Source organism: Delftia sp. CH05, assembly GCF_009827015.1.
GTDB lineage: Bacteria > Pseudomonadota > Gammaproteobacteria > Burkholderiales > Burkholderiaceae_C > Comamonas > Comamonas tsuruhatensis.
Window position 1 is genome coordinate 155,876 of the sequence record NZ_WUMG01000005.1, and the last position, 22,354, is coordinate 178,229.

The window sequence follows — 22,354 nt, forward strand, 5'->3', positions numbered from 1 at the left end:
TTCTCACAAAGCCCCGCAGCGGCCAAAGAAAAGCCGCAGGCTGTGCTGCGGCTTGACTGTCCATAGGCGGGGCCCGGCCCGCTCAGAACGGCAGCTTGGGCATGCCGCCGCCACCGCCCATCATTCCCTTCATGGCCTTCATGCCGCCCATGCGCTTCATCATCTTCATGAGGCCGCCGCCCTTCATCTTCTTCATCATCTCCTGCATCTGCTCGAACTCCTTGAGCAGGCGGTTGACTTCCTGGACCTGCACGCCCGCGCCATCGGCAATGCGCTTCTTGCGCGTGGCCTTGATGATCTCGGGCTTCTTGCGCTCCTTGGCGGTCATCGAGCAGATGATGCCTTCCTTGCGGCGGATCTCGCGCTCGGCCTTGTCCATGTCCACCTGGCCGGCCTTGGCGGTGAGCTGTGCCGGCAGCTTGTCCATGAGGTTGGACAGGCCGCCCATCTGCTTCATCTGCTGGATCTGGGCCAGGAAGTCGTTGAGGTCGAAGCCGTCACCGCTCTTGACCTTCTCGGCCAGCTTCTGCGCGGCCTCCATGTCCACGCCCTTGGTGACCTGCTCGACCAGGGCCACGATGTCGCCCATGCCCAGCACGCGCTGCGCGTGGCGGTCGGCGTCGAAGACTTCCAGGCCGTCGATCTTCTCGGACACGCCGGCGAACTTGATGGGCGCGCCCGTGATCTGGCGCACCGACAGCGCCGCGCCGCCGCGCGAGTCACCATCGAGCTTGGTGAGCACGATGCCGGTCAGGGGCAGGGCCTCCTTGAAGGCCTTGGCCGTGTTGATCGCATCCTGGCCCTGCATGGCATCGACGACGAACAGGGTCTCGACCGGCTTGAGCGTGGCGTGCAGATCCTTGATCTCGGCCATCAGCAGCTCGTCGATGGCCAGGCGGCCGGCCGTATCGACCAGCAGCACGTCAAAGAAGTGGCGCTTGGCGTAGTCCAGCGCGGCCACGGCAATGTCGTGGGGCTTCTGGTCTGGCGTGGAGGGGAACCACTCGGCGCCAGCCTGGCCGGTCACGGTCTTGAGCTGCTCGATGGCGGCCGGGCGGTACACGTCGCCCGACACGGTCAGCACCTTTTTCTTGCGCTTTTCAATCAAGTGCTTGGCCAGCTTGGCCGTGGTCGTGGTCTTGCCGGCGCCCTGCAGGCCGGCCATGAGGATGACGGCAGGCGGCTGGGCGTTGAGATTGATGTCGGCCACGCCCTCGCCCATGGTGGCGGCCAGTTCCTTGTTGACGATGGACACCAGCAGCTGGCCGGGCTGCAGGGAGCCCAGCACCTCCTGGCCCAGCGCCTTTTCCTTGACGCGCGCAACGAAGTCGCGCACCACGGGCAGGGCCACGTCGGCCTCGAGCAGGGCCATGCGCACTTCGCGCAGCATGTCCTGTACGTTGGATTCGGTGATGCGGGCCTGGCCGCGCATCTCCTTGACGAGTCGCGAAAGTTTGTCGGTCAGAGCGGAGGCCATAAGCGGGGAGGAACTGGAGTCGTCGGAAAGGAAAAGGTGTGCTGCAGCGAGCCAGCCGGGGCCAGGTTGCCGAATGGGGCCAGGCGGGGCCGGGTCGCGGCACGGACCCTGCAGATCCCGACGATTCTACCCGCTGCCCCTGCAGGGGTAAGTACCGGCCTTCCCTGCCGCGCAGCGGGCACCGGCCGGCAGTAACATCCACACTGCTTCCATAGATTATGGCTATCGCCCTGTGCAGTGCCGGCTTGCTACCGCCTAGGAGTCTTCATGCCCGATACGCCGTATGGCCAGTTCCTGGACCGTGTGCCCGACGGTTTTCTTCTGTTTGACGAGCAGGGCTGCCTGCTCGATGCCAATGCCCATGCCTGCGCCAGCCTGGGCCATCACAAGGCCGCCATGCTGGGGCTGGGCATCATGGAAGTGTGGCCCGACGCGGACGGACTGCGGCGCGGTCCCTGGCAGGACATGGCCGTGGACAGCCAGGCCCATCTCTGCGGCCGACTGATCCGCCGCGACGGCGCCAGCTTCCCCGCCGAGCTCCATATCTATTGCCAGTCGCTGTCGGGCAGGCGGCTTTTCTTCACCACCTGGCACGAGCTCAGCGAGCGCACCGGCCAGGACGAGCCGATCGGCCAGCCCGATGCGCAGCTGCAGCCGCTCCTGCGAAAAAGCACCGGGCCGTGGCAGGATTCGACACGCCTGCTGGAAGCCGTGATGCACGAAACGCCCGACCTGGTCTTCGCCAAGGACCGGCAGGGCCGCTACACCTTCGTCAACCCCGCCGCCGCGCGCTTTTCCGGGCGCACGCCCGAAGACATCGTGGGCAAGACCGACCAGGAACTGTTCCCCGACAGCAGCTTCACCCACAGCGACCGCCGGGTGCTGGACAGCGACGCCCCCGTGGTGTCGGAGGATCATTTGCTGGTCAACGGGCAGCGCCGCCTCTTCCAGTCCACCAAAATTCCTTACCGCAATGACGAGGGCCGGACCGTGGGCGTGCTGGGCATTGCGCGCGACATCACCCTCATGCGCCAGACCGAGTCCCAGCTGCAAAAAAGCTACGACGTGCTGCGCCAGGCCGAACAGCTGGCGCGCCTGGGCAGCTGGACATGGGAGCTGGACACCGAGCACTTCCAGGCCTCGGAGATGATGTATGTGATGAACGGCCTGGACCCCCAGGGTCCGCCGCTGACGCGCCATGCCCTGCGCGCCATGCTCGGACCGCAGGATCTTGCCCGGCTCACCGCTGCCGTGCAGCTGTGCATCGGCACCGGCCAGTCCTACAGCCTCGATGTCGTGCACCACTGCCCGGACGGACGGAGGTTCGCGGCCCGCCTCATGGGCCGCGCCCTGCGCGACGAGCAAGGCCGCATCGTCGCGCTCAGCGGCACGCTGCAGGACCTGTCCGAACGCGAGGACGCACGCATGCGCCTCGAAGCCCTGGCCGACAACCTGCCCAGCGGCGCCATCTACCGTCTGGAAGGCGGCCTGGCGCAACTGCGGCTCAGCTACATCAGTGCCGGCATAGAGAACCTGATCGGCGTGCCGGCCCACGCCATCATGGCCGACCGTCAGGCCTACCTGAATGCCATCCATCCCGAGGACCTGCCGCACTACCAGCAGATGCTGCAGTGCTCGGTCGATACGCTGCGGGTCTTCGACTGCCGCTTTCGCGTGATCAGGCCCGATGGAGAGATCCGCTGGCTGCGCTGCCGATCGGCCCCCCGGAGCAGCCACGAGGGCATGGTCTGGGACGGCATCATGCTGGACATCACCCGCGAGCGCGAGGCCGAGCAGGCGCTGCAGCAGGCCAAGGAGGCCGCAGAAGCGGCCGAACGGGCCAAGTCGGATTTCCTGGCCATCATGAGCCACGAAATCCGCACCCCCATGAACACCGTCATCGGCATGACGCGCCTGGTTCAGCAGACCGCGCTGACATCACGCCAGCGCGGCTACCTGGAGAAGGTGGAGCGCTCGGCCAGCGCCCTGCTGGCCGTGATCAACGACGTCCTCGACTTTTCCAAGATAGAGGCGGGCATGCTGGCGCTGGAGGAAGTGGATTTCGCCCTTGACGATGTGCTGGAGACCGTCTCGGCCTCCACGGCGCTGCGCGCAGAGGAAAAGGGGCTGGAAGTGGTCTATGCGCTGGACCCGCACCTGCCGCCCCGGTTGCGCGGCGACCCGCTGCGCCTGGGCCAGGTGCTGACCAACCTGGTCGGCAATGCCATCAAGTTCACCGAGCATGGCGAGGTGGTGATCTCCCTGCATCTGGAGCCGCCGCTGGCGTGCGCGCCGGTGGAGGCCGGCGCGCACGCCACGGCAGCGCCCCTGCACCACCTGTGCGTGAACGTGCGCGACACCGGCATAGGCCTGGATGCATCGCGGGCCGAACGGCTGTTCCAGCCCTTCACCCAGGCCGACATCCAGACCACGCGCCGCCACGGCGGCACCGGCCTGGGCCTGGCCATCTGCCACAGGCTGGTGCAGCTCATGGGCGGCGAGATCAGCGTCTGCAGCCAGCCCGGCCAGGGCAGCAACTTCCGCTTCACGGCCAAGGTCCGGCCTGCCACGGATGCGCCGCTGGACGGCCACGACAACCTGGGCAGCACCGGCGTTCTCATCGTCGATGACAACGCCAGCGCGCGCGAGGCCCTGGCCGCCATGGTGCGCTAACTGGGCATGCGCTGCGATACGGCGGCGGACGGCATGCAGGCGCTGCACATGCTGCAAGAGGCCGCACGCCAGGAATCCCCCTACGGCCTGGCCCTGCTGGACTGGCGCATGCCCGGCATGGACGGGCTGGACCTGGCACGCCGCATGCGCGAGCAGCAGGACCTGGCCAAGACCCCGGCTGCGCTCATGGTCACGGCCTTCGGGCGCGACGAAGTGCAGCTGCAGGCCGCGCAGTTGGGCCCGCGGGGCCTGCTGATCAAGCCCTTGACCGCATCGGCACTGCGCTCGTGCATCCGGGAGGCACTGCGGGACCCCGAATCGCCCCCGCCGGAAAGCCCGGCGGCCGGCCCCTCGCCACAGCAGCGCTACCCGGGCCTGCCTGGGCGCAGGGTGCTGGTGGTGGATGACAACGTACTCAACCGCGAGGTGGCCACCGAGCTGCTGGAGCAGGCCGGCATATCGGTACAGACTGCGCAGGACGGTCTGCAGGCGCTGCAGCTGCTGGACACCCAGCCTTTCGATGCCGTGCTCATGGACGTGCACATGCCCGGCATGGACGGCCTCAGTGTCACGCGCACCATCCGCACGCGCAGCGCGCTGCGGCATCTTCCGGTGATCGCGCTGACTGCGCAGGCCTATGTCGAGGAGCGCGCCCGGATCGAGGCCGCAGGCATGAATGCCCATCTGACCAAACCCGTTGACGATGTGCTGCTGTACGAGACACTGCAGCGCTGCCTGCGCGCGGGCCCTCCTCCAACGGCAGCGCTTGCGCCGGCCGCGCCCTTGCAGCCGACGCCGTCAAGCCCTGCCCAGGCCTGGGATCCGGCACGGCTGCGGCAACGCCTTGCCGGCCAATCGCCGCGCATGCTCCACGCCATCGAAGGCTTTGCCCAGGACTTTGCCGATGCGCCGCAACGGCTGCGCGATGCCGTGCGCAGCGGCCATTGGGACACCGTGGCATCGCTGGTGCACACCTTCAAGGGCAGTCTGGGCTACCTGGGCGCGGACCTGCTGGAGCAATGGTCGGCCATGGCCGAGACCGGTGCGCAAGCCTGCCTGTCAGGCGACGGCAATGGCGGCAACGCCCGGCCCGGCGGCGATCTGCAATCCCTGGTCCAGGCGCTGGCCGATGGACTGCAGGGCCTGCTGGCGGAAATCGCCCGGCGGTCCGGGCAGACGGCCGTAGTGGCCGTGGCGTCCGCGGCCGCCGTGACCACTGCCGCGCCCCCCCCGCAGCGGCAGCCGATGACCGCGGAAGAAGTCTCGTCCACCCTGGCTCGGCTGCGGCTGCAGATTGCCGACAGCGACTATGCCGCCTTGGCCGAACTGGAACGGCTGCGGCCCCTGGTCGACGGGCGCCATGCGTCCGTGCTGCAGCGCATCCAGCGCTGCACCGAGTCCCTGGAAACCGAGGCGGCGCTGCAGGCGCTCGAACAGCTGGCGCGGAGCATGGCCGTGAACCGGACGGTCCTACAGGGAGCTGCAGATGTTTGAAGCCTTGACCGGGCCGGAACTGCCCACGGTCCTCATCGTTGACGACGAACGGCTGAACCGCAGCATGCTGGCCGAGCTGCTGAGCCCCCACTACCGTGTGCTGCTGGCCAAGGACGGCCCGGGTGCGCTGGTGATCGCCCAGCGCGAAGCCCACCGGCTGCAGCTGATCCTGCTGGACCTGGCCATGCCCGGCATGAACGGCTACGAGGTGCTGGGTGCGTTGCGCGCCCAGGAGCGCACCGCCCATATCGCCGTCATCTTCATCACCGGCCAGAGCAATGCCCAGGCCGAGGAATACGGCCTGCGCCTGGGCGCGGCCGACTATGTCTCCAAGCCCATACGTCCCGCCGTGGTCGAGGTGCGCGTGCGCAACCAGATACGCCTGGCCCTGCAGCGCCAGGCCCTGGAGCGCCTGGCCATGGTGGACGGGCTGACAGGGCTGGCCAACCGCCGCCACTTCGACGACATGCTGGAGCGCTCCCACCGCCGCAGCCTGCGCACGGGCGAGTCCGTGGGCCTGGCCCTCATTGATATAGACCACTTCAAGCAATACAACGACTGCTATGGCCATGTGCAGGGGGACGAGGCGCTCAAGGCAGTGGCCGCCACGCTGCAGCGCCATGCGCGCCGGCCCTACGACCTGGCAGCGCGCTTTGGCGGCGAGGAATTCGCGCTCATCCTCCCCGGCGAAAGCGACGCCCAGGTCATGGCCGAGAATTTCCGCCAGGAAGTGCTGCGCCTGTCCATCGCCCACGCCGCCTCTCCCACGGCGCCGCTGCTCACCGTCAGTTGCGGCGTACTCACCGTGCGGCAGCCGTCTGCCGCGCCTTTGGAAACCTGGCTGCAGAAGGTGGACGGCCTGCTCTACCAGGCCAAGGCCCTGGGGCGCAATCGCATCGAGGCAGCCATCGAGCCCTGAAGAAAATGCGCTCCGAACCACGGCACGGCGCCCGGATTCTGAGCCTGCACAACCGGCGGCAGGAAAGCCACAGCTATCATAGAAAGATGCTCTCCGTCCCCCTGATTTCCGCCAACGCATCGCCCCTGGGCTGGATGCTGGCGCTTGCCGCAGCCGTGGCCTATGCCGTGCCGGCCGCCGGTGCCCGACGCATCAGCCATGCTGGCGCCCGCGCCGCATTGCGCCTGGCCTGGGTGCTCCACGCCCTGGCCCTGGCCTGGGGCCTGCTCGGGGAACAGCCGCACTTCGGGTTCGCGCCAGCACTGTCCATGACGGCCTGGCTGGTGCTCACCGTCTATGGGGTCGAACAGCAGTTGTTCCCCAAGATGCGCGCGCAATTGGCGCTGTCAGCGCTGGGCACGGCCGCCGTGCTCCTTGCCGCGCTGTTTCCGGGAACGCCCCTGCATGTCAACGCCTCGCCCTGGCTGCCGCTGCACCTGGCGCTGGGCATTGCCTCCTACGGACTGTTCGCCGCCGCCGTGGTCCATGCCTCGCTGATGACACGCGCCGAGCAGCACATGCGGCTGGGCGGCGGCGGGCATGACAGCGGCCTGCCCCTTCTCACGCTGGAGCGCCTGACCTTCCGCTTCGTGTCCGCAGGCTTTGTGCTGCTCACGGCCACGCTGGCCGCAGGCTGGCTGTTCGGCGAACAGCTCTACGGCAAGGCCTGGGTCTGGAACCACAAGTCGGTGTTCTCGCTGCTGTCGTGGCTGACCTTTGCCGTGCTGCTGATCGGCCGTGCGCGCTTTGGCTGGCGTGGCCGCAGCGCCGTGCGCGTGCTCTACGCAGGCGCCGCGCTGCTGCTGCTGGCCTATGCGGGATCACGCTTCGTGATGGAAGTGCTGCTGGAGCGCGCCGCATGAAGTACCTGCTGGTCCTGATCGTCATCGTCATTGCCGTCGGCGTCTGGCGCAGCCAGCGCCGTGCCGAGGCCCGCGAGCGGCGCCAGGCGGCTGCGCCGCGCAACCCGGCCAACCCGGCCAACGCGCCGCTGGCGGCTCCACAGGACATGGTCGAATGCGCGCACTGCGGCCTGCACCTGCCGCGCAGCGAAGCCATCGAGGCCGCAGGCCGCAGCTATTGCAGCGCCGAGCACCGGGCCCTGGCGCAACGGCGCTGAGCATGCAGGACGCCGCCCGCTCCCAGCCGCCCACCATCGACGAGGCCACGGCGCAGTCGCCGCACGACGCCAACGCCCCCTTCGTCCGGCTGTGGCAGGGATTTCTGACGGGCCGCGTTCTCATCGCCACTGCGCTGCTGCTGCTGCAGCTGGCGCTGCTCAGCGTGCAGCCCGGCGGCAATCCCCTGGTCTGGCTGGTCTGCCTGGGCTACCTGGGGCTGACGCTGCTGGTGCGGCTGACCGCACGCGAGCAGCCGCCCTCTGCCCGCGCCGGCGTGCACTGGCTGCCCGTGATCGGCGTGGACATCGCGGCCATCTGCCTGCTGCAGGTGTTGCAGACAGGCCCGCTCAACTACTCGGCCCTGCTGGCCATCCCCATCCTGATTTCGGCCGTGCTGGGCAATCTGACGCTGGCGCTGGCCACCACGGCCAGCGTCACGCTGCTGACCCTGGGCTGGGTCGCATGGCAGGACCTGGCGGGCCGCATAGAAAGTACCCAGGCCTACTACCAGGCCAGCTTTGCCTGCGCAGGCTATTTCGCCGTGGCCTATCTGACGCACGAGCTGGCGCGCCGCGTGCGGCGCGAGCGGCACCTGGCACAGCACAGCAGCCGCAAGGCCCAGGCCCAGGAGCAGGTCAATGCCCTGGTGATCCGCCACCTGGGCGAAGGCGTGCTGGTGGTTGATCCCCAATTCCGCGTGCAGCAGGCCAACCCGGCCGCGCTGCACCTGCTGGGACTGGCCGACGCGCATGCCCTGCCCTTCGCACTCAAGGAGCACGCCGGCTGGCAGCGGCTGCAGGATGCCGTGGCCCAGAGCTTTGCCCAGAACCTGCCGATATCGGCCGCCATCCATCTGCAGTCCATCGGCCAGGAAGGCATGACGGGACTGCATCTGCGCACCTGGCTGACCGAGGTCGCCACCCCGTCCGACGCCACCGATGCCGCCGAGCCCGCGCTGCTGCAGCAGCTGTGCGTGGTCTTTCTGCACGACCTGCGCGAATTGGAGGCGCGGCTGCGCACGGAAAAGCTGGCCTCCATGGGCCGCATGTCCGCCGCCGTGGCCCATGAGATCCGCAATCCGCTGGCTGCCATCACCCAGGCCAACGCCCTGCTGGCAGAAGATCTGGCGCAGAACCCGGCCCAGCAGCAGCTGTGCCGCATCGTGGGCCAGAACGCCGAGCGGCTGGCGCGCACCGTCGAGGACGTGCTCAACATCGCGCGGGCCCAGCAGCACATTGGCGAGGCCCACGCCGGCCTACTGGACCTGGACCAGCATGTGGCCCAGGCCTGCCAGGAGTGGCAGGCCCAGGGCCAGCCTGCGCGCAGCATCCAGCTGCTGCTGGACGCGCGCGCAAGGACCGTGGTGTTCGACGGCGAGCACCTGCGCCGCATCCTGGTGAACCTGCTGGACAACGCCCAGCGCTACCGCAGCAACGCCCAGCAGCCGCATACGCTGCAGGTGCTGACCGGCGCGCCGGCCGCAGGCCAGATCTGGCTGCAGGTCTGGAGCGACGGCGCCGCACTGGAGCCCACGGTGCAACGCCATCTGTTCGAGCCCTTCTTCTCGTCGGAAAGCCGCTCCAGCGGCCTGGGCCTGTACATCTGCCGCGAGCTGTGCCAGCGCTACGATGCAGGCATCAGCTACCAGCGGCTGTCGCGGCCCGCGCCGCACGGCCCTGTCGAGGGCAATGCCTTCAGCATCGTGTTCCGCGCCGGCGCCGCATCGGCTCTGCCGGCCTCCCTGTTTGACCAGATTGTGGTGTGATGCCCTTGAACTCCCTGCCCGCTGCCGCATCGATTCTTGTCGTGGACGACGAGCCGGATCTGCGCACCCTCTATGAACTGACCCTGCTGCGCGAAGGCTACCGCGTGGAAACCGCCGCCAGCGTGGGCGAGGCGCGCGAACAGCTGCAGACCCAGCGCTTCGACGTGGTCATCACCGACATGCGCCTGCCCGACGGCATGGGAATGGAGCTGCTGCAGGACCTGCGCAACCAGCAGCGGCGAGAACGCTGCGTGGTCATGACCGCCTACGGCTCGGCCGAAAATGCCGTCGAAGCCCTGCGCTCGGGCGCCTTCGACTATCTGACCAAGCCCGTGGACCTCAAGCAGTTCCGCCTGGTCGTGGCCTCGGCCGCCCAGGGCGTGGGCGGCGTGCCGCCCCCCGGCGTGATGCCGGCGCGCAGCCCCTCGGCGGCGTCGGCCGCAAGCCCCGTGCTCAGCGGCGGCGGGGCGCTCGACGCCATGGTTGGGGAGTCGCCCGCCATGCAGGCCGTCAAGCAGCGCATTGCCAAGGTGGCGCGCGGCATGGCGCCGGTGCTGGTGCACGGGGAGTCGGGCACGGGCAAGGAGCTGGTGGCGCGCGCCCTGCACGCCTGCAGCCAGCGCGCCCACGGCCCCATGGTGGCCGTGAACTGCGGCGCCATCCCCGAAAACCTGCTGGAGGCCGAGTTCTTCGGCGCCCGCAAAGGCTCCTATACCGGAGCCACCCAGGACCGCGACGGCTATTTCCAGGCGGCACGCGGCGGCACCCTGTTCCTCGACGAAATCGGCGACCTGCCGCTGCCCATGCAGGCCAAGCTGCTGCGCGCCATCCAGGAACGCCGCGTGCGGCCCCTGGGCTCGGCGCAGGAGGAAGCGGCCGACGTGCGCATCGTCAGCGCCACCCACCGCGACCTGGCCGCCGACGTGCAGGCAGGACGTTTTCGCCAGGACCTGTACTACCGCCTCAACGTCATCGAAGTACTTCTTCCGCCGCTGCGCGAGCGCCGCGAGGACCTGCCCGCGCTGTGCCGCGCATTGCTGGCACGGCTGTCGCAGGAGTCGGGCCTGCCCATGCCCGAGATCGACGAGCGTTCCCTGGAGCAGATCGCCCGCCTGCCCCTGCCCGGCAATGTGCGTGAACTGGAGAACCTGCTGCACCGCGCCATCACGCTGGGCGAGGAAGGGCCGCTGCGCATAGACCCCGAGATGCAGCTGCCCTGCGGCACTCCGCCGGCTCCACCCGCATCGACGCAGACCCAGGCGCACGACGGCGCCGCACCGCCGCCGGAGCCTGCCCACATGGAGCTGCCCCGCGACCTGCAGGCCTGGCTGGACGAGCGCGAGCGCGGCATCCTGGTGCAGGCGCTGCAGGAAAACGGCTTCAACCGCACGGCCACGGCCGCACGCCTGGGGCTGAGCCTGCGCCAGATCCGCTACCGCATCGACCGGCTGAACATCGCCCTGCCCGGCGACGCCAGCGCCGAGGCGGACGGAGGCGGCCATGGCGAAGCCTGATCCGCAGGCACCAGCCACCACGACCATGGGCCCGGCCTGGACCTGGCAAGGCGGCTGGCTGCAACAGGCACGCCACCTGCCCTCGCCCAACTTCGGCGAGCGCCCGGCCCAGGCCCTGGTCGATCTGGTCGTCGTGCACTCCATCAGCCTGCCCCCCGGCGAGTACGGCACGGGGGCGGTCCAGCAACTGTTCACCAACCAGCTCGACTGGGACGCCCATCCTTACTACCAGGGCATACGCGGCCTGGAGGTGTCGGCCCATTTCTTCGTCACGCGCCTGGGCGAGGTCTGGCAATTTGTGGACTGTGACGCGCGCGCCTGGCATGCGGGCGCCTCCAGCTGGCGCGGCAAGGACCGCTGCAACGACGACTCCATCGGCATAGAGCTGGAGGGCCTGGAGGGACTGCCGTTCGAGCCGGCCCAATATGCGGCCCTGGAGAACCTGTGCGAAGCCATCGCCGCACGCTACCCCGTCGCCCATCTCGCAGGCCATGAGCACATTGCGCCCGGCCGCAAACGCGATCCCGGCCCCGGCTTCGACTGGCCCCGGCTGCGCGGGCTGCTGTCCCGTCACCAGGCCACGGCGAACTGGCAGCTGCCGCCCCGCGCCGGCCAGCCCTCCACGTAAGCACACACCCTCCTGCCGGACTGCGCCAGGCCTTGCACGCAGGCCGGCTTGTCCACAGGCCCAGGAAAAGTGCGCTGTCAATCCAGAAAGCAACCCATGTGGCGCGCAGGCGCACGCCGGGCCGGCCTGATCTTTTTTTACAAATTCACGCATGTGTCGCAGCCCCACTGTTCATGGGGCTTTCGGCGGTCCGACCGGCGCAGCGGCAAGGCTGTAGCGGCTTGCGACAGGCCATCGCCCGCCAGCCACCGCGCAGCGGTGATCTGCTGCTATGGGCTTGCATGCTGGGCACTGTTTTGGCGCAGCGCAAACAGCGGTTTTCCGGCCGTGAGTACCCCGTGTACATGAGACGGCGATACACTACAGGTAGTGCCTGAGAGCACGCCGGACACCATATCTAGTGTTCACAAGCTGTGCACACCCTGTGAAAACGGTGTGCACATCCGGCCATCGATTCCATCTCCCAGCAAGCCTGCCCCCAGTGCAGGTCCGCGTCCGTTCTATCCACAAACACCCGTTGAGGAAACTCATGCAAGAAGCACTGAATTCTTTGGCTCCCGCTGCGCACGGTGATGCTGCCAATCCTTCCTCCGCCCATCACCTGTCCGTGCAGGACGGCTACCAGATCATCCGCCGCAGCGGCGACGTGGTGCCCTTCACCCCGCAAAAGATCGCCGTCGCGCTGACCAAGGCCTTCCTGGCCGTGCGCGGCGCCCAGGGCGCTGCCTCCGCCAGCGTGCGCGAGACCGTGGACGAGCTCACCCAGGCCGTGGTGCGCGCCCTGCTGCGCTCGCGTCCGGGCGGCGGCACCTTCCATATTGAAGACGTGCAGGACCAGGTCGAGCTGGGCCTGATGCGCGGCGGCCACCACGACGTGGCGCGCGCCTACGTGCTGTACCGCGACCGCCGCAACCAGGAGCGTGCCGAGCAGAAGAAGGCCGCCGAGGCCGCTGCCGCCGCTGCGGCCGCGCCCGCCCCCGTGCTGCATGTGACCGACAACGGCCAGCGCGTTCCGCTGGACCAGGCCCGCCTGCTGGCCCTGATCGAGGCCTCCTGCCGCAACCTCAATGCCGACATCCAGGCCGCGCCCATCGTCGCCGAGACGCTGCGCAACCTGTACGACGGCGTGCCGATCGAAGAAGTCTTCAAGGCCTCCATCCTGGCCGCGCGCACGCTGATCGAAAAGGACCCCGACTACACCTACGTCACCGCCCGCCTGCTGCTGCACACCATCGTGCGCGAGGTCATGGGCCATGACGTGCAGCCTGCCGACATCCAGTCGGCCTACGCCGCCTACTTCCCCGGCTTCATCCAGAAGGGCGTGGACAACGAGCTGCTCAACCCCGAGCTGCTGAACTACGACCTGCCCCGCCTGGCTGCCGCCCTCAAGGCCGAACGCGACCAGCAGTTCGACTACCTGGGCCTGCAGACCCTGTACGACCGCTACTTCCTGCACGTGCGCAAGACGCGCATCGAGCTGCCCCAGTCCTTCTTCATGCGCGTGGCCATGGGCCTGGCGCTGCAGGAAGAGGACCGCAACGCGCGCGCCATCGAGTTCTACGAACTGCTGTCTTCCTTCGACTTCATGAGCAGCACGCCCACGCTGTTCAACAGCGGCACGCTGCGCTCGCAGCTGTCTTCGTGCTACCTGACCACGGTGCCCGACGATCTGGACGGCATCTATGAGTCGATCAAGGAAAACGCTCTGCTGTCCAAGTTCGCCGGCGGCCTGGGCAACGACTGGACGCGCGTGCGCGCCCTGGGTTCGCGCATCAAGGGCACGAACGGCGAGTCGCAGGGCGTGGTGCCCTTCCTCAAGGTGGTCAACGACACGGCCGTGGCCGTGAACCAGGGCGGCAAGCGCAAGGGCGCCGTCTGCACGTACCTGGAGACCTGGCACCTGGACATCGAGGAATTCCTCGAGCTGCGCAAGAACACGGGCGACGACCGCCGCCGCACGCACGACATGAACACGGCGAACTGGATTCCCGACCTGTTCATGAAGCGCGTCATGGAAAAGGGCCAGTGGACCCTGTTCTCGCCCTCCGATGTCGGCGACCTGCACGACCTCTTCGGCGCAGCCTTCGAGCGCGCCTACACGGCCTACGAAACCAAGGCCGACACCGGCGAGCTCAAGCTGTTCAAGCGCATCCCGGCCGTGGACCTGTGGCGCAAGATGCTGTCCATGCTGTTCGAGACCGGCCACCCCTGGGTCACCTTCAAGGACCCCTGCAACGTGCGCTCGCCCCAGCAGCACGCCGGCGTGGTGCACTCGTCCAACCTGTGCACCGAGATCACGCTGAACACCAGCGACACCGAGACCGCCGTCTGCAACCTGGGCTCGGTCAACCTGGCGCGCCACATCACCAACGGCGCCATCGACCACGGCAAGCTGCGCAAGACCATCACCACGGCCATGCGCATGCTGGACAACGTGATCGACATCAACTACTACGCCGTGCAGAAGGCCAAGGACTCCAACCTGCGCCATCGCCCCGTGGGCCTGGGCCTGATGGGCTTCCAGGATGCGCTCTATGAAATGCGCATCGCCTACGCCAGCGACGCGGCCGTCGAGTTCGCCGACCAGTCGATGGAAGCCATCTGCTACTACGCCTACTGGGCCTCCACCGAACTGGCCAGGGAACGCGGCCAGTACTCCAGCTACAAGGGCTCGCTGTGGGACCAGGGCATCCTGCCGCTGGACACGCTGAACCTGCTGGAGAAGGCCCGCGGCGGCTACGTGGAAGTGGACCGTTCCTCGCGCCTGGACTGGGATGCGCTGCGCGCCAAGATCGGCCAGCACGGCATGCGCAACTCCAACTGCGTGGCCATCGCCCCCACGGCGACCATCTCCAACATCGTCGGCGTCGATGCCTCCATCGAGCCTTCGTTCGGCAACCTGTCGGTCAAGTCCAACCTGTCCGGCGAGTTCACCGTCATCAACCAGTACCTGGTGCGCGACCTGAAGCGCCTGGGCCTGTGGGACGACGTGATGGTCATGGACCTCAAGCATTTCGACGGCTCGCTGCGCCCCATCGACCGCGTGCCCCAGGACGTCAAGAACCTGTACGCCACCGCCTTCGAGGTCGAGCCCACCTGGCTGGTCGAGGCCGCTGCACGCCGCCAGAAGTGGATCGACCAGGCCCAGAGCCTGAACATCTACATGGCCGGCGCCTCGGGCAAGAAGCTGGACGACACCTACAAGCTGGCCTGGCTGCGTGGCCTGAAGACCACCTACTACCTGCGCACCACCAGCGCCACCAACATCGAGAAGTCCACGGTGCAAAGCCGCGTGCTCAACGCAGTGCCCACGGCTGCCGCCCAGCCCGCTGCCGTGAGCACCTCCAGCGCCCTGGAAGCCGCGGCAGCCGCCGCACGCGCCCAGGCCCCGGCGACGGACATCAAGTTCTGCGCCATCGACGATCCCGGCTGCGAAGCCTGCCAGTAAGCCGCGCAGCGCGGGGCCTCGCCACGGCGCAGGCCCCGCGCCCTGCCCGCCAGCCAGCCAGCCAGCGCCATGCGCAGGATCTTCGCCATGGACCTTGGGCCTGCTCAACATGCCAGGCCACCCATGGTCCTACATTGACCGGAGCAGAAAGAGAGGCCTCTTTCGCACCGAATGAACTGAACATATGCCTCAGGGCATGCCGGAGAAAATTGCAATGCTGACCTTTGACGACGACGCCACCCTCTCGAACACGCCGACCGGCGCAGGAGCTGCCCCCGCCACCGGCACACACCAGCGCGTCAACGCCGCCGACAAGCGAATCATCAACGCCAAGACCGACGTCAACCAGCTGGTGCCCTTCAAGTACAAGTGGGCCTGGGAAAAGTACCTGGCCACCTGCGCCAACCACTGGATGCCGCAGGAAGTGAACATGAACCGCGACATCGCCCTGTGGAAGGACCCCAACGGCCTGACCGAGGACGAGCGCCGCATCGTCAAGCGCAACCTGGGCTTCTTCGTGACGGCCGACTCGCTGGCGGCCAACAACATCGTGCTGGGCACCTACCGCCACATCACCGCACCCGAGTGCCGCCAGTTCCTGCTGCGCCAGGCCTTCGAGGAAGCCATCCACACCCACGCCTACCAGTACATCGTGGAGTCGCTGGGCCTGGATGAAGGCGAGATCTTCAACGCCTATCTCGAGGTTCCCTCCATCCGCGACAAGGACGAATTCCTGATCCCCTTCATCGAGGCGATCATGGACCCCAGCTTCAAGACCGGCACCTTCGAGACCGACCAGACGCTGCTGAAGTCGCTCATCGTTTTCGCCTGCCTGATGGAGGGCCTGTTCTTCTACGTGGGCTTCACGCAGATCCTGGCCCTGGGCCGTCAGAACAAGATGACCGGCGCTGCCGAGCAGTACCAGTACATCCTGCGCGACGAGTCCATGCACTGCAACTTCGGCATCGACCTGATCAACCAGCTCAAGCTCGAAAATCCGCAGCTGTGGACACCCGAATTCAAGGAAGAAATCACGGCGCTTTTCGTCAAGGCCGTCGAGCTGGAATACCGCTATGCAGAGGACACCATGCCGCGCGGCGTGCTGGGCATGAACGCATCGATGTTCAAGGGCTACCTGCGCTACATCGCCAACCGCCGCGCCACGCAGATCGGCCTGGAGGCCCTGTTCCCCAACGAGGAAAACCCGTTCCCCTGGATGAGCGAGATGATCGATTTGAAGAAGGAACGTAACTTCTTTGAGACACGCGTCATCGAGTATCAAACCGGAGGCGCACTTTCCTGGGATTAATCGCTTCTCTGCAGGCACAATGCGAACCATGACGCGCTTCACGCTTTTGCAATACCGATGGTGTTGCGGCGTGGGGCGTCTCCGTGTTCATTGCGATGCGTCACTCCACATCGCATTGAATCGCTTCGGAGCCCCGTACCCCGAAGTGTTTTGTGCAAATCAACGAAGGAGAAGATGATGGCAACTGCGAAGAAGACGGCCTCTACCAAGGCCCCCACCGACAAGAAGACCACCGCCAAAAAGGCGGCCGCCCCCAAGGCTGAAGCCGTGAAGAAAGCCACGGCCACTGCCAAGGCAGCGCCCGCCAAGAAGGCTGCGGCTCCTGCTGCAAAGAAGGCTGCCGCTCCCGCCAAGAAGGCTGCTGCTCCTGCCGCCAAGAAGGCTGCTGCGCCTGCTGCGAAGAAGGCCGCTGCTCCCGCCAAGAAGGCTGCAGCTCCTGCTGCCAAGAAGGCCGCCGCTCCTGCCAAGAAGGCTGCTGCTCCTGCTGCAAAGAAGGCCGCTGCTCCCGCCAAGAAGGCTGCTGCTCCTGCTGCAAAGAAGGCCGCTGCTCCCGCCAAGAAGGCTGCTGCTCCTGCTGCCAAGAAGGCCGCCGCTCCCGCCAAGAAGGCTGCTGCGCCTGCTGCAAAGAAGGCCGCCGCTCCTGCCAAGAAGGCTGCTGCTCCTGCTGCAAAGAAGGCCGCAGCTCCCGCCAAGAAGGCTGCTGCTCCTGCTGCCAAGAAGGCCGCTGCTCCCGCCAAGAAGGCTGCTGCGCCTGCTGCCAAGAAGGCCGCTGCTCCCGCCAAGAAGGCTGCTGCTCCTGCTGCAAAGAAGGCTGCCGCGCCTGCCAAGAAGGCTGCTGCTCCTGCCGCCAAGAAGGCCGCAGCTCCCGCCAAGAAGGCTGCAGCTCCTGCGGCCAAGAAGCCCGCCGCTGCACCGGCTGCCAAGCCCGCAGCAGCACCCGCCAAGGCTGCAGCAGCTCCTGCCGCTCCCGCCAAGAAGGCTGCAGCGCCGAAGAAGGCCGCTGCTCCCAAGAAGGCCGCAGCAGCTCCCGCCGCTGCCGCGCCTGCAGCTCCCGCTGCCGCACCCGCGCCCATCGCGCAAACCCGCCTGGCACCCCAAGCCGCATGGCCCTTCCCCACAGGCAGCAAGCCCTGAGACTTCTCCGGTCTCAAAGCAAAAAGCCCGGCTCTTTCGAGTCGGGCTTTTTTCATTGCGACGATGGCGGCTGTACCGCCACCCGGCGATCACCGCCTCAGGGCTTGGCGAAGTCCAGCACGTAGTTCTGCGGGCCGCGGCTGGCAATCTTGAGCGCACCCAGGCGGTTGCCCAGTTCTGCACAACGCACCAGATCCCAGCCACGCTCCAGGCCGAACAGCAGGGCGCCACGCCACGCGTCGCCACAGCCCGTGGGGTCGACCACGGCAGCGGGCTGCACAGGCGCCACCGGGGTCCTGGTGCCTTGCACCCAGACCTCGCAGCCTTGCGCGCCCAGCGTCACCACCAGGCCCTGCACCTGCCCTGAAATCTGCTCCAGGCTCCAGCCCGTGCGCTCGCTGAGCATGCGGGCTTCATAGTCGTTCACGGCCACCCAGTCGGCCTGCTCGATGAAGCGGCGCAGATCCTGCCCGTCGAACATGGGCAGGCCCTGGCCCGGATCAAAGACGAAGGGAATGCCTGCAGCCTTGAACTGCTGGGCATGCTCGATCATGGCCTCGCGGCCATCGGGAGCGATGATGCCCACGCGCACCTGCTCCCTGAGTTCGGGCGTGATGCGGTTGCCGTGGGCCTGCATCATGGCGCCCGGGTGGAAGGCCGTGATCTGGTTGTTGTCGCGGTCGGTCATGATCATGCACTGGGCCGTATGCGTGTCCTGCAACTGGCCGATGTGCGCCGTGTGCACGCCCAGATCCTGCAGACGCTGCACATAGTCGGCACCGTCACTGCCCACCATGGCCATGGGCCAGGCATCGCCCCCCAGCAGCCTCAGCGCATAGGCGATGTTGCCCGCGCACCCGCCGAAATCGCGGCGCAGCGTGGGCACCAGGAAGGACACATTGAGGATGTGCAACTGGTCAGGCAGGATCTGGTCGGCAAACCTTCCGTCGAAGGTCATGATGTTGTCGAACGCAAGCGATCCGCAGATGAGAGCGGCCATGGTGTGTCTCGGCTTTCTTGAAGAGTCAGGGGAATCAGGGATAAAAAACCAGGGCGCGGTAACCGGCAACGGCGGACTCCAGGCCCTGCACTTCGACCGGGGCGGTCACGCTCCATTCGCCATGGCCCTCGATCTGCGCGGGGGCACCGAACTGGTCGAGCCGGATCACGCGCCGCAGCAGCAGCTTGTCCTGCGCATCGGTGAGCGTGAGTTCGACAGCGGGCATGGCCACGGGGAAGTCGGAACGGTTCTCCAGGGTCAGGCTCCATTGGTACTGGCCGTTGCGCGGCAGCTGCCGAAAACCCGAACTGCCGATCACCACATCGCCGATCTGTCGGCGCGGCTGCAGCTCGCAGCCCGCCATGGCGCACAGGGTCTGCAGCGTGGGCGCCAGCGAAGGATGCTGCACGGCCAGCGCATCGCGCTGGCCCCACATCACCTGGCCTGCCAAAGCGCCCGCGCCCAGCAGGCAGCCCAGCACAAGGGCCACGCGTACGGCAGGCCGGCGCCAGAAGGCCTTGCGCCGCGCCTGACGCACAAAGCCGGGCTCGGCCTCGGGCAGCGCAGGCTGGTCGTCGCTGCCACCCTCGCCGTCGCTGTCGGGCCAGCGGGAGAACTCCGGCGAAGGCACGGATACCTGCGCCTGCCGCTCCGATTCACGGACCAGGCCCGTCGGGACGGACAGCGAAGGCGCATCGGCTTTCTGGGACGGCACGGCACCGTCCACCTTGTGCGGCGATGGCGCGGAAACAGGCTTGTGTTCAGGCTCGGGCTGGGGTTCAGGCTCGGGTTCGGGCTCCAGGCCGGACGGGGACGCCACCGCCGGCCCATGCCGCGCGTCAGGCTGGGGCTGCGCCGCTGGTGCAGCCACAGACGCCGCCAGGATCTCGTCCACCAGCGACGCGCCAGGCAGCTCGCGGCCCGGATCGTCGGCGGCAAAAGCCGAAGGGGTCTGCGCAGGCGGTGCCGGGGACGCGGGCGCGGGCGCCTGCGGAGCCGCAGCTTCGGCAGGCGGCACGGCAGGCGAAGGCTCGACCCTGGCAGCAGGCGCCGTGCTTGCACCAGTTGCCGTGGCTGCAGCCGGTGCCGGAGCACCCCGCCCCGGCAGCCCCACGGGCGCCGTCGGCAGCCACATGGACTCCCGGAATTCGCGGATGTCATCGTCCTCGAATTCCGGCCCATCGAGCGATGCCCCGCCCGCCACGGGATTGCCGGCGGCATGCGCAGGCGTGGCCGGCAGGGGCTGCAGATCCTCGGAGGCATCGAACACTTCATGGCAGACGCCGCAGCGCACCCACCCCTGCGAAATTCGCAGCTGGTCGGCCACCACTTTGAAGCGGGTTCCACAGGCAGGACAGCGGGTGACTTGGCTCATCAGCGATCGATTGTAGGCAGCTGCTCGCGGCCCGCGCCATGAAGGCGGCAGCCGCGCAGGGACTCGTGGCGCAAATCAGGCCGCGCGGCGCGCGGTCATCAGGATCCAGCCATCTTCGCTGTCGGCGACTTCGAGTGCCAGGTACGGCGCGTAGGCCTGCTTGAGTTCGTCGGCCTGGCGCTCCAGGATGCCGGCCAGCACCAGGCTTCCACCCTCCGCCACGCGGGCGCACAGCAGCGGCGCCAGCACCTTGAGCGGCGTGGCCAGGATGTTGGCCAGCACGGTGCTGTATTCACCCGTCACGGCATCGGGCAGGCCGGCCTTCAACTGCACGGCGTTGGCATCGGCGTTGTAGCGCGTGGACTCCACGGCAGCCGGGTCGATGTCCACCGCGTCGATGTCGGTGGCACCGAACTTGGCCGCACCGATGGCCAGGATGCCGGAGCCGCAGCCGTAGTCCAGCGTGCGCCCCAGGCTGCCCTCGGGCTGGCGTGCGATCCAGCGCAGGCACATGCGCGTGGTCGGGTGCGTACCCGTGCCGAAGGCCAGGCCCGGGTCCAGGCGGATGCTCACGCGCGCCTGCGGCGGCAGCTCGTGCCAGGTGGGAACAATCCAGAATTCGGGGGTGATGTCCACGGGGGCGAACTGCGACTGCGTCAGGCGCACCCAGTCCTGCTCGGGCACCTGCTTGACGGCGATGATGCTGCAGCCCTCGAAGAAGTCCTGGGGCAGCAGCAGATCACGTGCCTCTTCGGCCGCTTGCTGCGTGGGGAACAGCGCCACCAGGCGGCTGCGCTGCCAGCCGTCCTTGGGTGGCGGCATGCCGGGCTCGCCGAACAGGGCCTGCTCGGCCTCGGTCTGCGCGTCGGCGTCCTCGACCGATACGCTCAGGGCGTCCAGCGCATCCAGTGCATCGCTGATGGTTTCGACCCGGTCTTCCGGGCACAGCAGGCTCAACTCGAACATGGGCCCATCCTTTTCTAAGCAATCAATGAAAAATGCCGGCCGCCGTCGCCGGGGGCCAGCATGCATGGTCGATCGGGTGACCCGCTCAACGCTTGTTGGCGTTGCGGTGCGCCAGCCACTCTTCCAGGTAGTGGATGTTGGTGCCGCCTTCCATGAACTTGGCGTCCACCATCAGGTCCTGGTGCAGCGGGATGTTGGTCTTGATGCCTTCGACCACGGTCTCCAGCAGCGCAGTGCGCATGCGTGCCAGCGCCTGCTCGCGCGTGTCGCCGTGAACGATGATCTTGCCGATCATGGAGTCGTAGTTCGGCGGCACGAAGTAGTTGTTGTAGACGTGCGAGTCCACGCGCACGCCCGGGCCACCGGGCGCATGCCACATGGTGATGCGGCCTGGCGAAGGCATGAAGTTGTAGGGGTCCTCGGCATTCACGCGGCATTCGATCGCATGGCCCTTGAGCTGGGCATTGATCTGGCGCTGGGTGAAAGGCAGCTTCTCGCCTGCGGCCACCATGATCTGGGTGCGAACGATGTCCACGCCCGTGATCAGTTCCGTCACCGGATGCTCCACCTGCACGCGCGTGTTCATCTCGATGAAGTAGAACTCGCCGTTTTCGTAGAGAAACTCGAAGGTGCCTGCGCCACGGTAGCCCAGCTTCTTGCAGGCTGCAGCGCAGCGCTCGCCGATCTTCTCGACCAGGCGGCGGGGAATGCCGGGAGCCGGCGCTTCCTCGATGACCTTCTGGTGGCGGCGCTGCATGGAGCAGTCGCGCTCGCCCAGGTAGACGGCATTGCGATGGTTGTCGGCCAGGATCTGGATTTCCACATGGCGCGGGTTCTGCAGGAACTTCTCCATGTAGACGGCCGGATTGCCGAAGGCCGCACCGGCCTCGGCCTTGGTCATCTGCACGGCATTGATCAGCGCCGCCTCGGTATGCACCACGCGCATGCCACGGCCACCGCCGCCGCCTGCGGCCTTGATGATCACCGGATAGCCCACGGCCTTGGCGATGCGGCGGATCTGCACCGGATCGTCGGGCAGTTCGCCGTCCGAGCCCGGCACGCAGGGCACGCCCGCCTTGATCATGGCCTGCTTGGCCGAGACCTTGTCACCCATGGTGCGGATGTTGTCGGGCGTGGGGCCGATGAAGGTGAAGCCGCTCTTTTCCACGCGCTCGGCAAAGTCGGCGTTCTCGCTGAGAAAGCCGTAGCCAGGGTGGATCGCCTCGGCGTCGGTCACCTCGGCGGCCGAGATGATGGCCGGCATGTTGAGGTAGCTCAGCGGCGAAGGAGCGGGGCCGATGCACACGGCCTCGTCGGCCAGCTTGACGTACTTTGCGTCACGGTCGGCCTCGGAATACACCATCACCGCCTTGATGCCCAGTTCACGGCAGGCGCGCTGGATGCGCAGGGCGATCTCGCCCCGGTTGGCAACCAAAATTTTCTTAAACATGAAGGTCCTCGCGGCTTGGTGCCTGCGGCGGTACGCAGGCCG

16 protein-coding genes are annotated in these 22,354 nt (G+C 67.5%); 11 read left to right on the top strand and 5 right to left on the bottom strand.

The genetic code is table 11. From position 1 onward, the window contains the following. Positions 1-82: 82 nt before the first annotated feature. Entirely contained in the window at positions 83-1,477 is a 1,395-nt protein-coding gene (gene ffh / locus GRX31_RS07010) for a signal recognition particle protein (protein ID WP_016447993.1), read from the bottom strand. 267 nt (positions 1,478-1,744) lie between these two features. Between ffh and GRX31_RS30745 the strand changes: the two genes are divergently transcribed. The 11 genes from GRX31_RS30745 (at position 1,745) to GRX31_RS07060 (ending at position 17,521) form a co-directional block, all read left to right on the top strand. Next, positions 1,745-4,150, top strand: a complete 2,406-nt coding sequence (locus GRX31_RS30745; RefSeq protein WP_237426622.1) for a PAS domain-containing protein — start codon at positions 1,745-1,747, stop codon at positions 4,148-4,150. Positions 4,151-4,156: 6 nt separating this feature from the next. Continuing rightward, positions 4,157-5,644 (top strand): response regulator, encoded by a 1,488-nt coding sequence (locus GRX31_RS30750; RefSeq protein WP_237426623.1) that lies wholly within the window; start codon positions 4,157-4,159, stop codon positions 5,642-5,644. Continuing rightward, positions 5,637-6,563 (top strand): GGDEF domain-containing response regulator, encoded by a 927-nt coding sequence (locus tag GRX31_RS07020; protein ID WP_016447995.1) that lies wholly within the window; start codon positions 5,637-5,639, stop codon positions 6,561-6,563. Before GRX31_RS30750 ends, GRX31_RS07020 begins: the two co-directional genes overlap by 8 nt. 86 nt (positions 6,564-6,649) lie before the next feature. Then, the gene (locus GRX31_RS07025; protein WP_017407444.1) at positions 6,650-7,465 is read left to right on the top strand and encodes a cytochrome C assembly family protein; all 816 of its coding nucleotides are present in this window, start codon (positions 6,650-6,652) and stop codon (positions 7,463-7,465) included. Further along, a complete protein-coding gene (locus GRX31_RS07030; RefSeq protein WP_061288088.1) occupies positions 7,462-7,722 on the top strand; it encodes a PP0621 family protein in 261 nt (86 codons plus the stop codon). The genes GRX31_RS07025 and GRX31_RS07030 overlap by 4 nt, the downstream gene beginning before the upstream one ends. Positions 7,723-7,724: 2 nt before the next feature. Continuing rightward, positions 7,725-9,488 carry a sensor histidine kinase gene (locus GRX31_RS07035; RefSeq protein ID WP_047474686.1) on the top strand — a complete coding sequence of 588 codons (1,764 nt, stop codon included), beginning with the start codon at positions 7,725-7,727 and terminating at the stop codon, positions 9,486-9,488. Continuing rightward, positions 9,488-11,002 carry a sigma-54-dependent transcriptional regulator gene (locus GRX31_RS07040; protein WP_160852016.1) on the top strand — a complete coding sequence of 505 codons (1,515 nt, stop codon included), beginning with the start codon at positions 9,488-9,490 and terminating at the stop codon, positions 11,000-11,002. Before GRX31_RS07035 ends, GRX31_RS07040 begins: the two co-directional genes overlap by 1 nt. Beyond that, positions 10,989-11,630 carry a 1,6-anhydro-N-acetylmuramyl-L-alanine amidase AmpD gene (ampD, locus tag GRX31_RS07045; RefSeq protein WP_016448000.1) on the top strand — a complete coding sequence of 214 codons (642 nt, stop codon included), beginning with the start codon at positions 10,989-10,991 and terminating at the stop codon, positions 11,628-11,630. The genes GRX31_RS07040 and ampD overlap by 14 nt, the downstream gene beginning before the upstream one ends. 529 nt (positions 11,631-12,159) lie before the next feature. Continuing rightward, positions 12,160-15,078: a ribonucleoside-diphosphate reductase subunit alpha gene (locus GRX31_RS07050; RefSeq protein ID WP_016448001.1), complete on the top strand. Its 2,919-nt coding sequence runs from the start codon at positions 12,160-12,162 to the stop codon at positions 15,076-15,078. A gap of 214 nt (positions 15,079-15,292) precedes the next feature. Next, the gene (locus GRX31_RS07055; protein ID WP_016448002.1) at positions 15,293-16,387 is read left to right on the top strand and encodes a ribonucleotide-diphosphate reductase subunit beta; all 1,095 of its coding nucleotides are present in this window, start codon (positions 15,293-15,295) and stop codon (positions 16,385-16,387) included. A gap of 177 nt (positions 16,388-16,564) precedes the next feature. Beyond that, positions 16,565-17,521, top strand: coding sequence for a hypothetical protein (locus tag GRX31_RS07060; RefSeq protein WP_070080660.1), 957 nt, complete (start codon positions 16,565-16,567; stop codon positions 17,519-17,521). A 97-nt stretch (positions 17,522-17,618) separates the two neighbouring features. On the opposite strand, the gene GRX31_RS07065 is transcribed toward GRX31_RS07060, so the two are convergent. The 4 genes from GRX31_RS07065 to accC all read right to left on the bottom strand — a co-directional run bounded on the left by GRX31_RS07065 (position 17,619) and on the right by accC (position 22,312). After that, positions 17,619-18,521, bottom strand: a complete 903-nt coding sequence (locus GRX31_RS07065) for a carbohydrate kinase family protein (RefSeq protein WP_160852018.1) — start codon at positions 18,519-18,521, stop codon at positions 17,619-17,621. A gap of 34 nt (positions 18,522-18,555) precedes the next feature. Next, on the bottom strand, positions 18,556-19,896 hold the full coding sequence (locus GRX31_RS07070; protein WP_160852020.1) for a zinc-ribbon and DUF3426 domain-containing protein: 1,341 nt from the start codon (positions 19,894-19,896) through the stop codon (positions 18,556-18,558). Between the two features lie 75 nt (positions 19,897-19,971). Next, positions 19,972-20,862, bottom strand: a complete 891-nt coding sequence (gene prmA / locus GRX31_RS07075) for a 50S ribosomal protein L11 methyltransferase (protein ID WP_047217452.1) — start codon at positions 20,860-20,862, stop codon at positions 19,972-19,974. Between the two features lie 85 nt (positions 20,863-20,947). Beyond that, positions 20,948-22,312 carry an acetyl-CoA carboxylase biotin carboxylase subunit gene (gene accC / locus GRX31_RS07080; RefSeq protein WP_016448007.1) on the bottom strand — a complete coding sequence of 455 codons (1,365 nt, stop codon included), beginning with the start codon at positions 22,310-22,312 and terminating at the stop codon, positions 20,948-20,950. Positions 22,313-22,354 lie beyond the last annotated feature (42 nt).

Coding starts and splice junctions, on each gene's coding strand:
- ffh (WP_016447993.1), bottom strand. CDS start 1,477: ATGGCCTCCGCTCTGACCGACAAACTTTCGCGACTCGTCAAGGAGATG.
- GRX31_RS30745 (WP_237426622.1), top strand. CDS start 1,745: ATGCCCGATACGCCGTATGGCCAGTTCCTGGACCGTGTGCCCGACGGT.
- GRX31_RS30750 (WP_237426623.1), top strand. CDS start 4,157: ATGCGCTGCGATACGGCGGCGGACGGCATGCAGGCGCTGCACATGCTG.
- GRX31_RS07020 (WP_016447995.1), top strand. CDS start 5,637: ATGTTTGAAGCCTTGACCGGGCCGGAACTGCCCACGGTCCTCATCGTT.
- GRX31_RS07025 (WP_017407444.1), top strand. CDS start 6,650: ATGCTCTCCGTCCCCCTGATTTCCGCCAACGCATCGCCCCTGGGCTGG.
- GRX31_RS07030 (WP_061288088.1), top strand. CDS start 7,462: ATGAAGTACCTGCTGGTCCTGATCGTCATCGTCATTGCCGTCGGCGTC.
- GRX31_RS07035 (WP_047474686.1), top strand. CDS start 7,725: ATGCAGGACGCCGCCCGCTCCCAGCCGCCCACCATCGACGAGGCCACG.
- GRX31_RS07040 (WP_160852016.1), top strand. CDS start 9,488: ATGCCCTTGAACTCCCTGCCCGCTGCCGCATCGATTCTTGTCGTGGAC.
- ampD (WP_016448000.1), top strand. CDS start 10,989: ATGGCGAAGCCTGATCCGCAGGCACCAGCCACCACGACCATGGGCCCG.
- GRX31_RS07050 (WP_016448001.1), top strand. CDS start 12,160: ATGCAAGAAGCACTGAATTCTTTGGCTCCCGCTGCGCACGGTGATGCT.
- GRX31_RS07055 (WP_016448002.1), top strand. CDS start 15,293: ATGCTGACCTTTGACGACGACGCCACCCTCTCGAACACGCCGACCGGC.
- GRX31_RS07060 (WP_070080660.1), top strand. CDS start 16,565: ATGGCAACTGCGAAGAAGACGGCCTCTACCAAGGCCCCCACCGACAAG.
- GRX31_RS07065 (WP_160852018.1), bottom strand. CDS start 18,521: ATGGCCGCTCTCATCTGCGGATCGCTTGCGTTCGACAACATCATGACC.
- GRX31_RS07070 (WP_160852020.1), bottom strand. CDS start 19,896: ATGAGCCAAGTCACCCGCTGTCCTGCCTGTGGAACCCGCTTCAAAGTG.
- prmA (WP_047217452.1), bottom strand. CDS start 20,862: ATGTTCGAGTTGAGCCTGCTGTGCCCGGAAGACCGGGTCGAAACCATC.
- accC (WP_016448007.1), bottom strand. CDS start 22,312: ATGTTTAAGAAAATTTTGGTTGCCAACCGGGGCGAGATCGCCCTGCGC.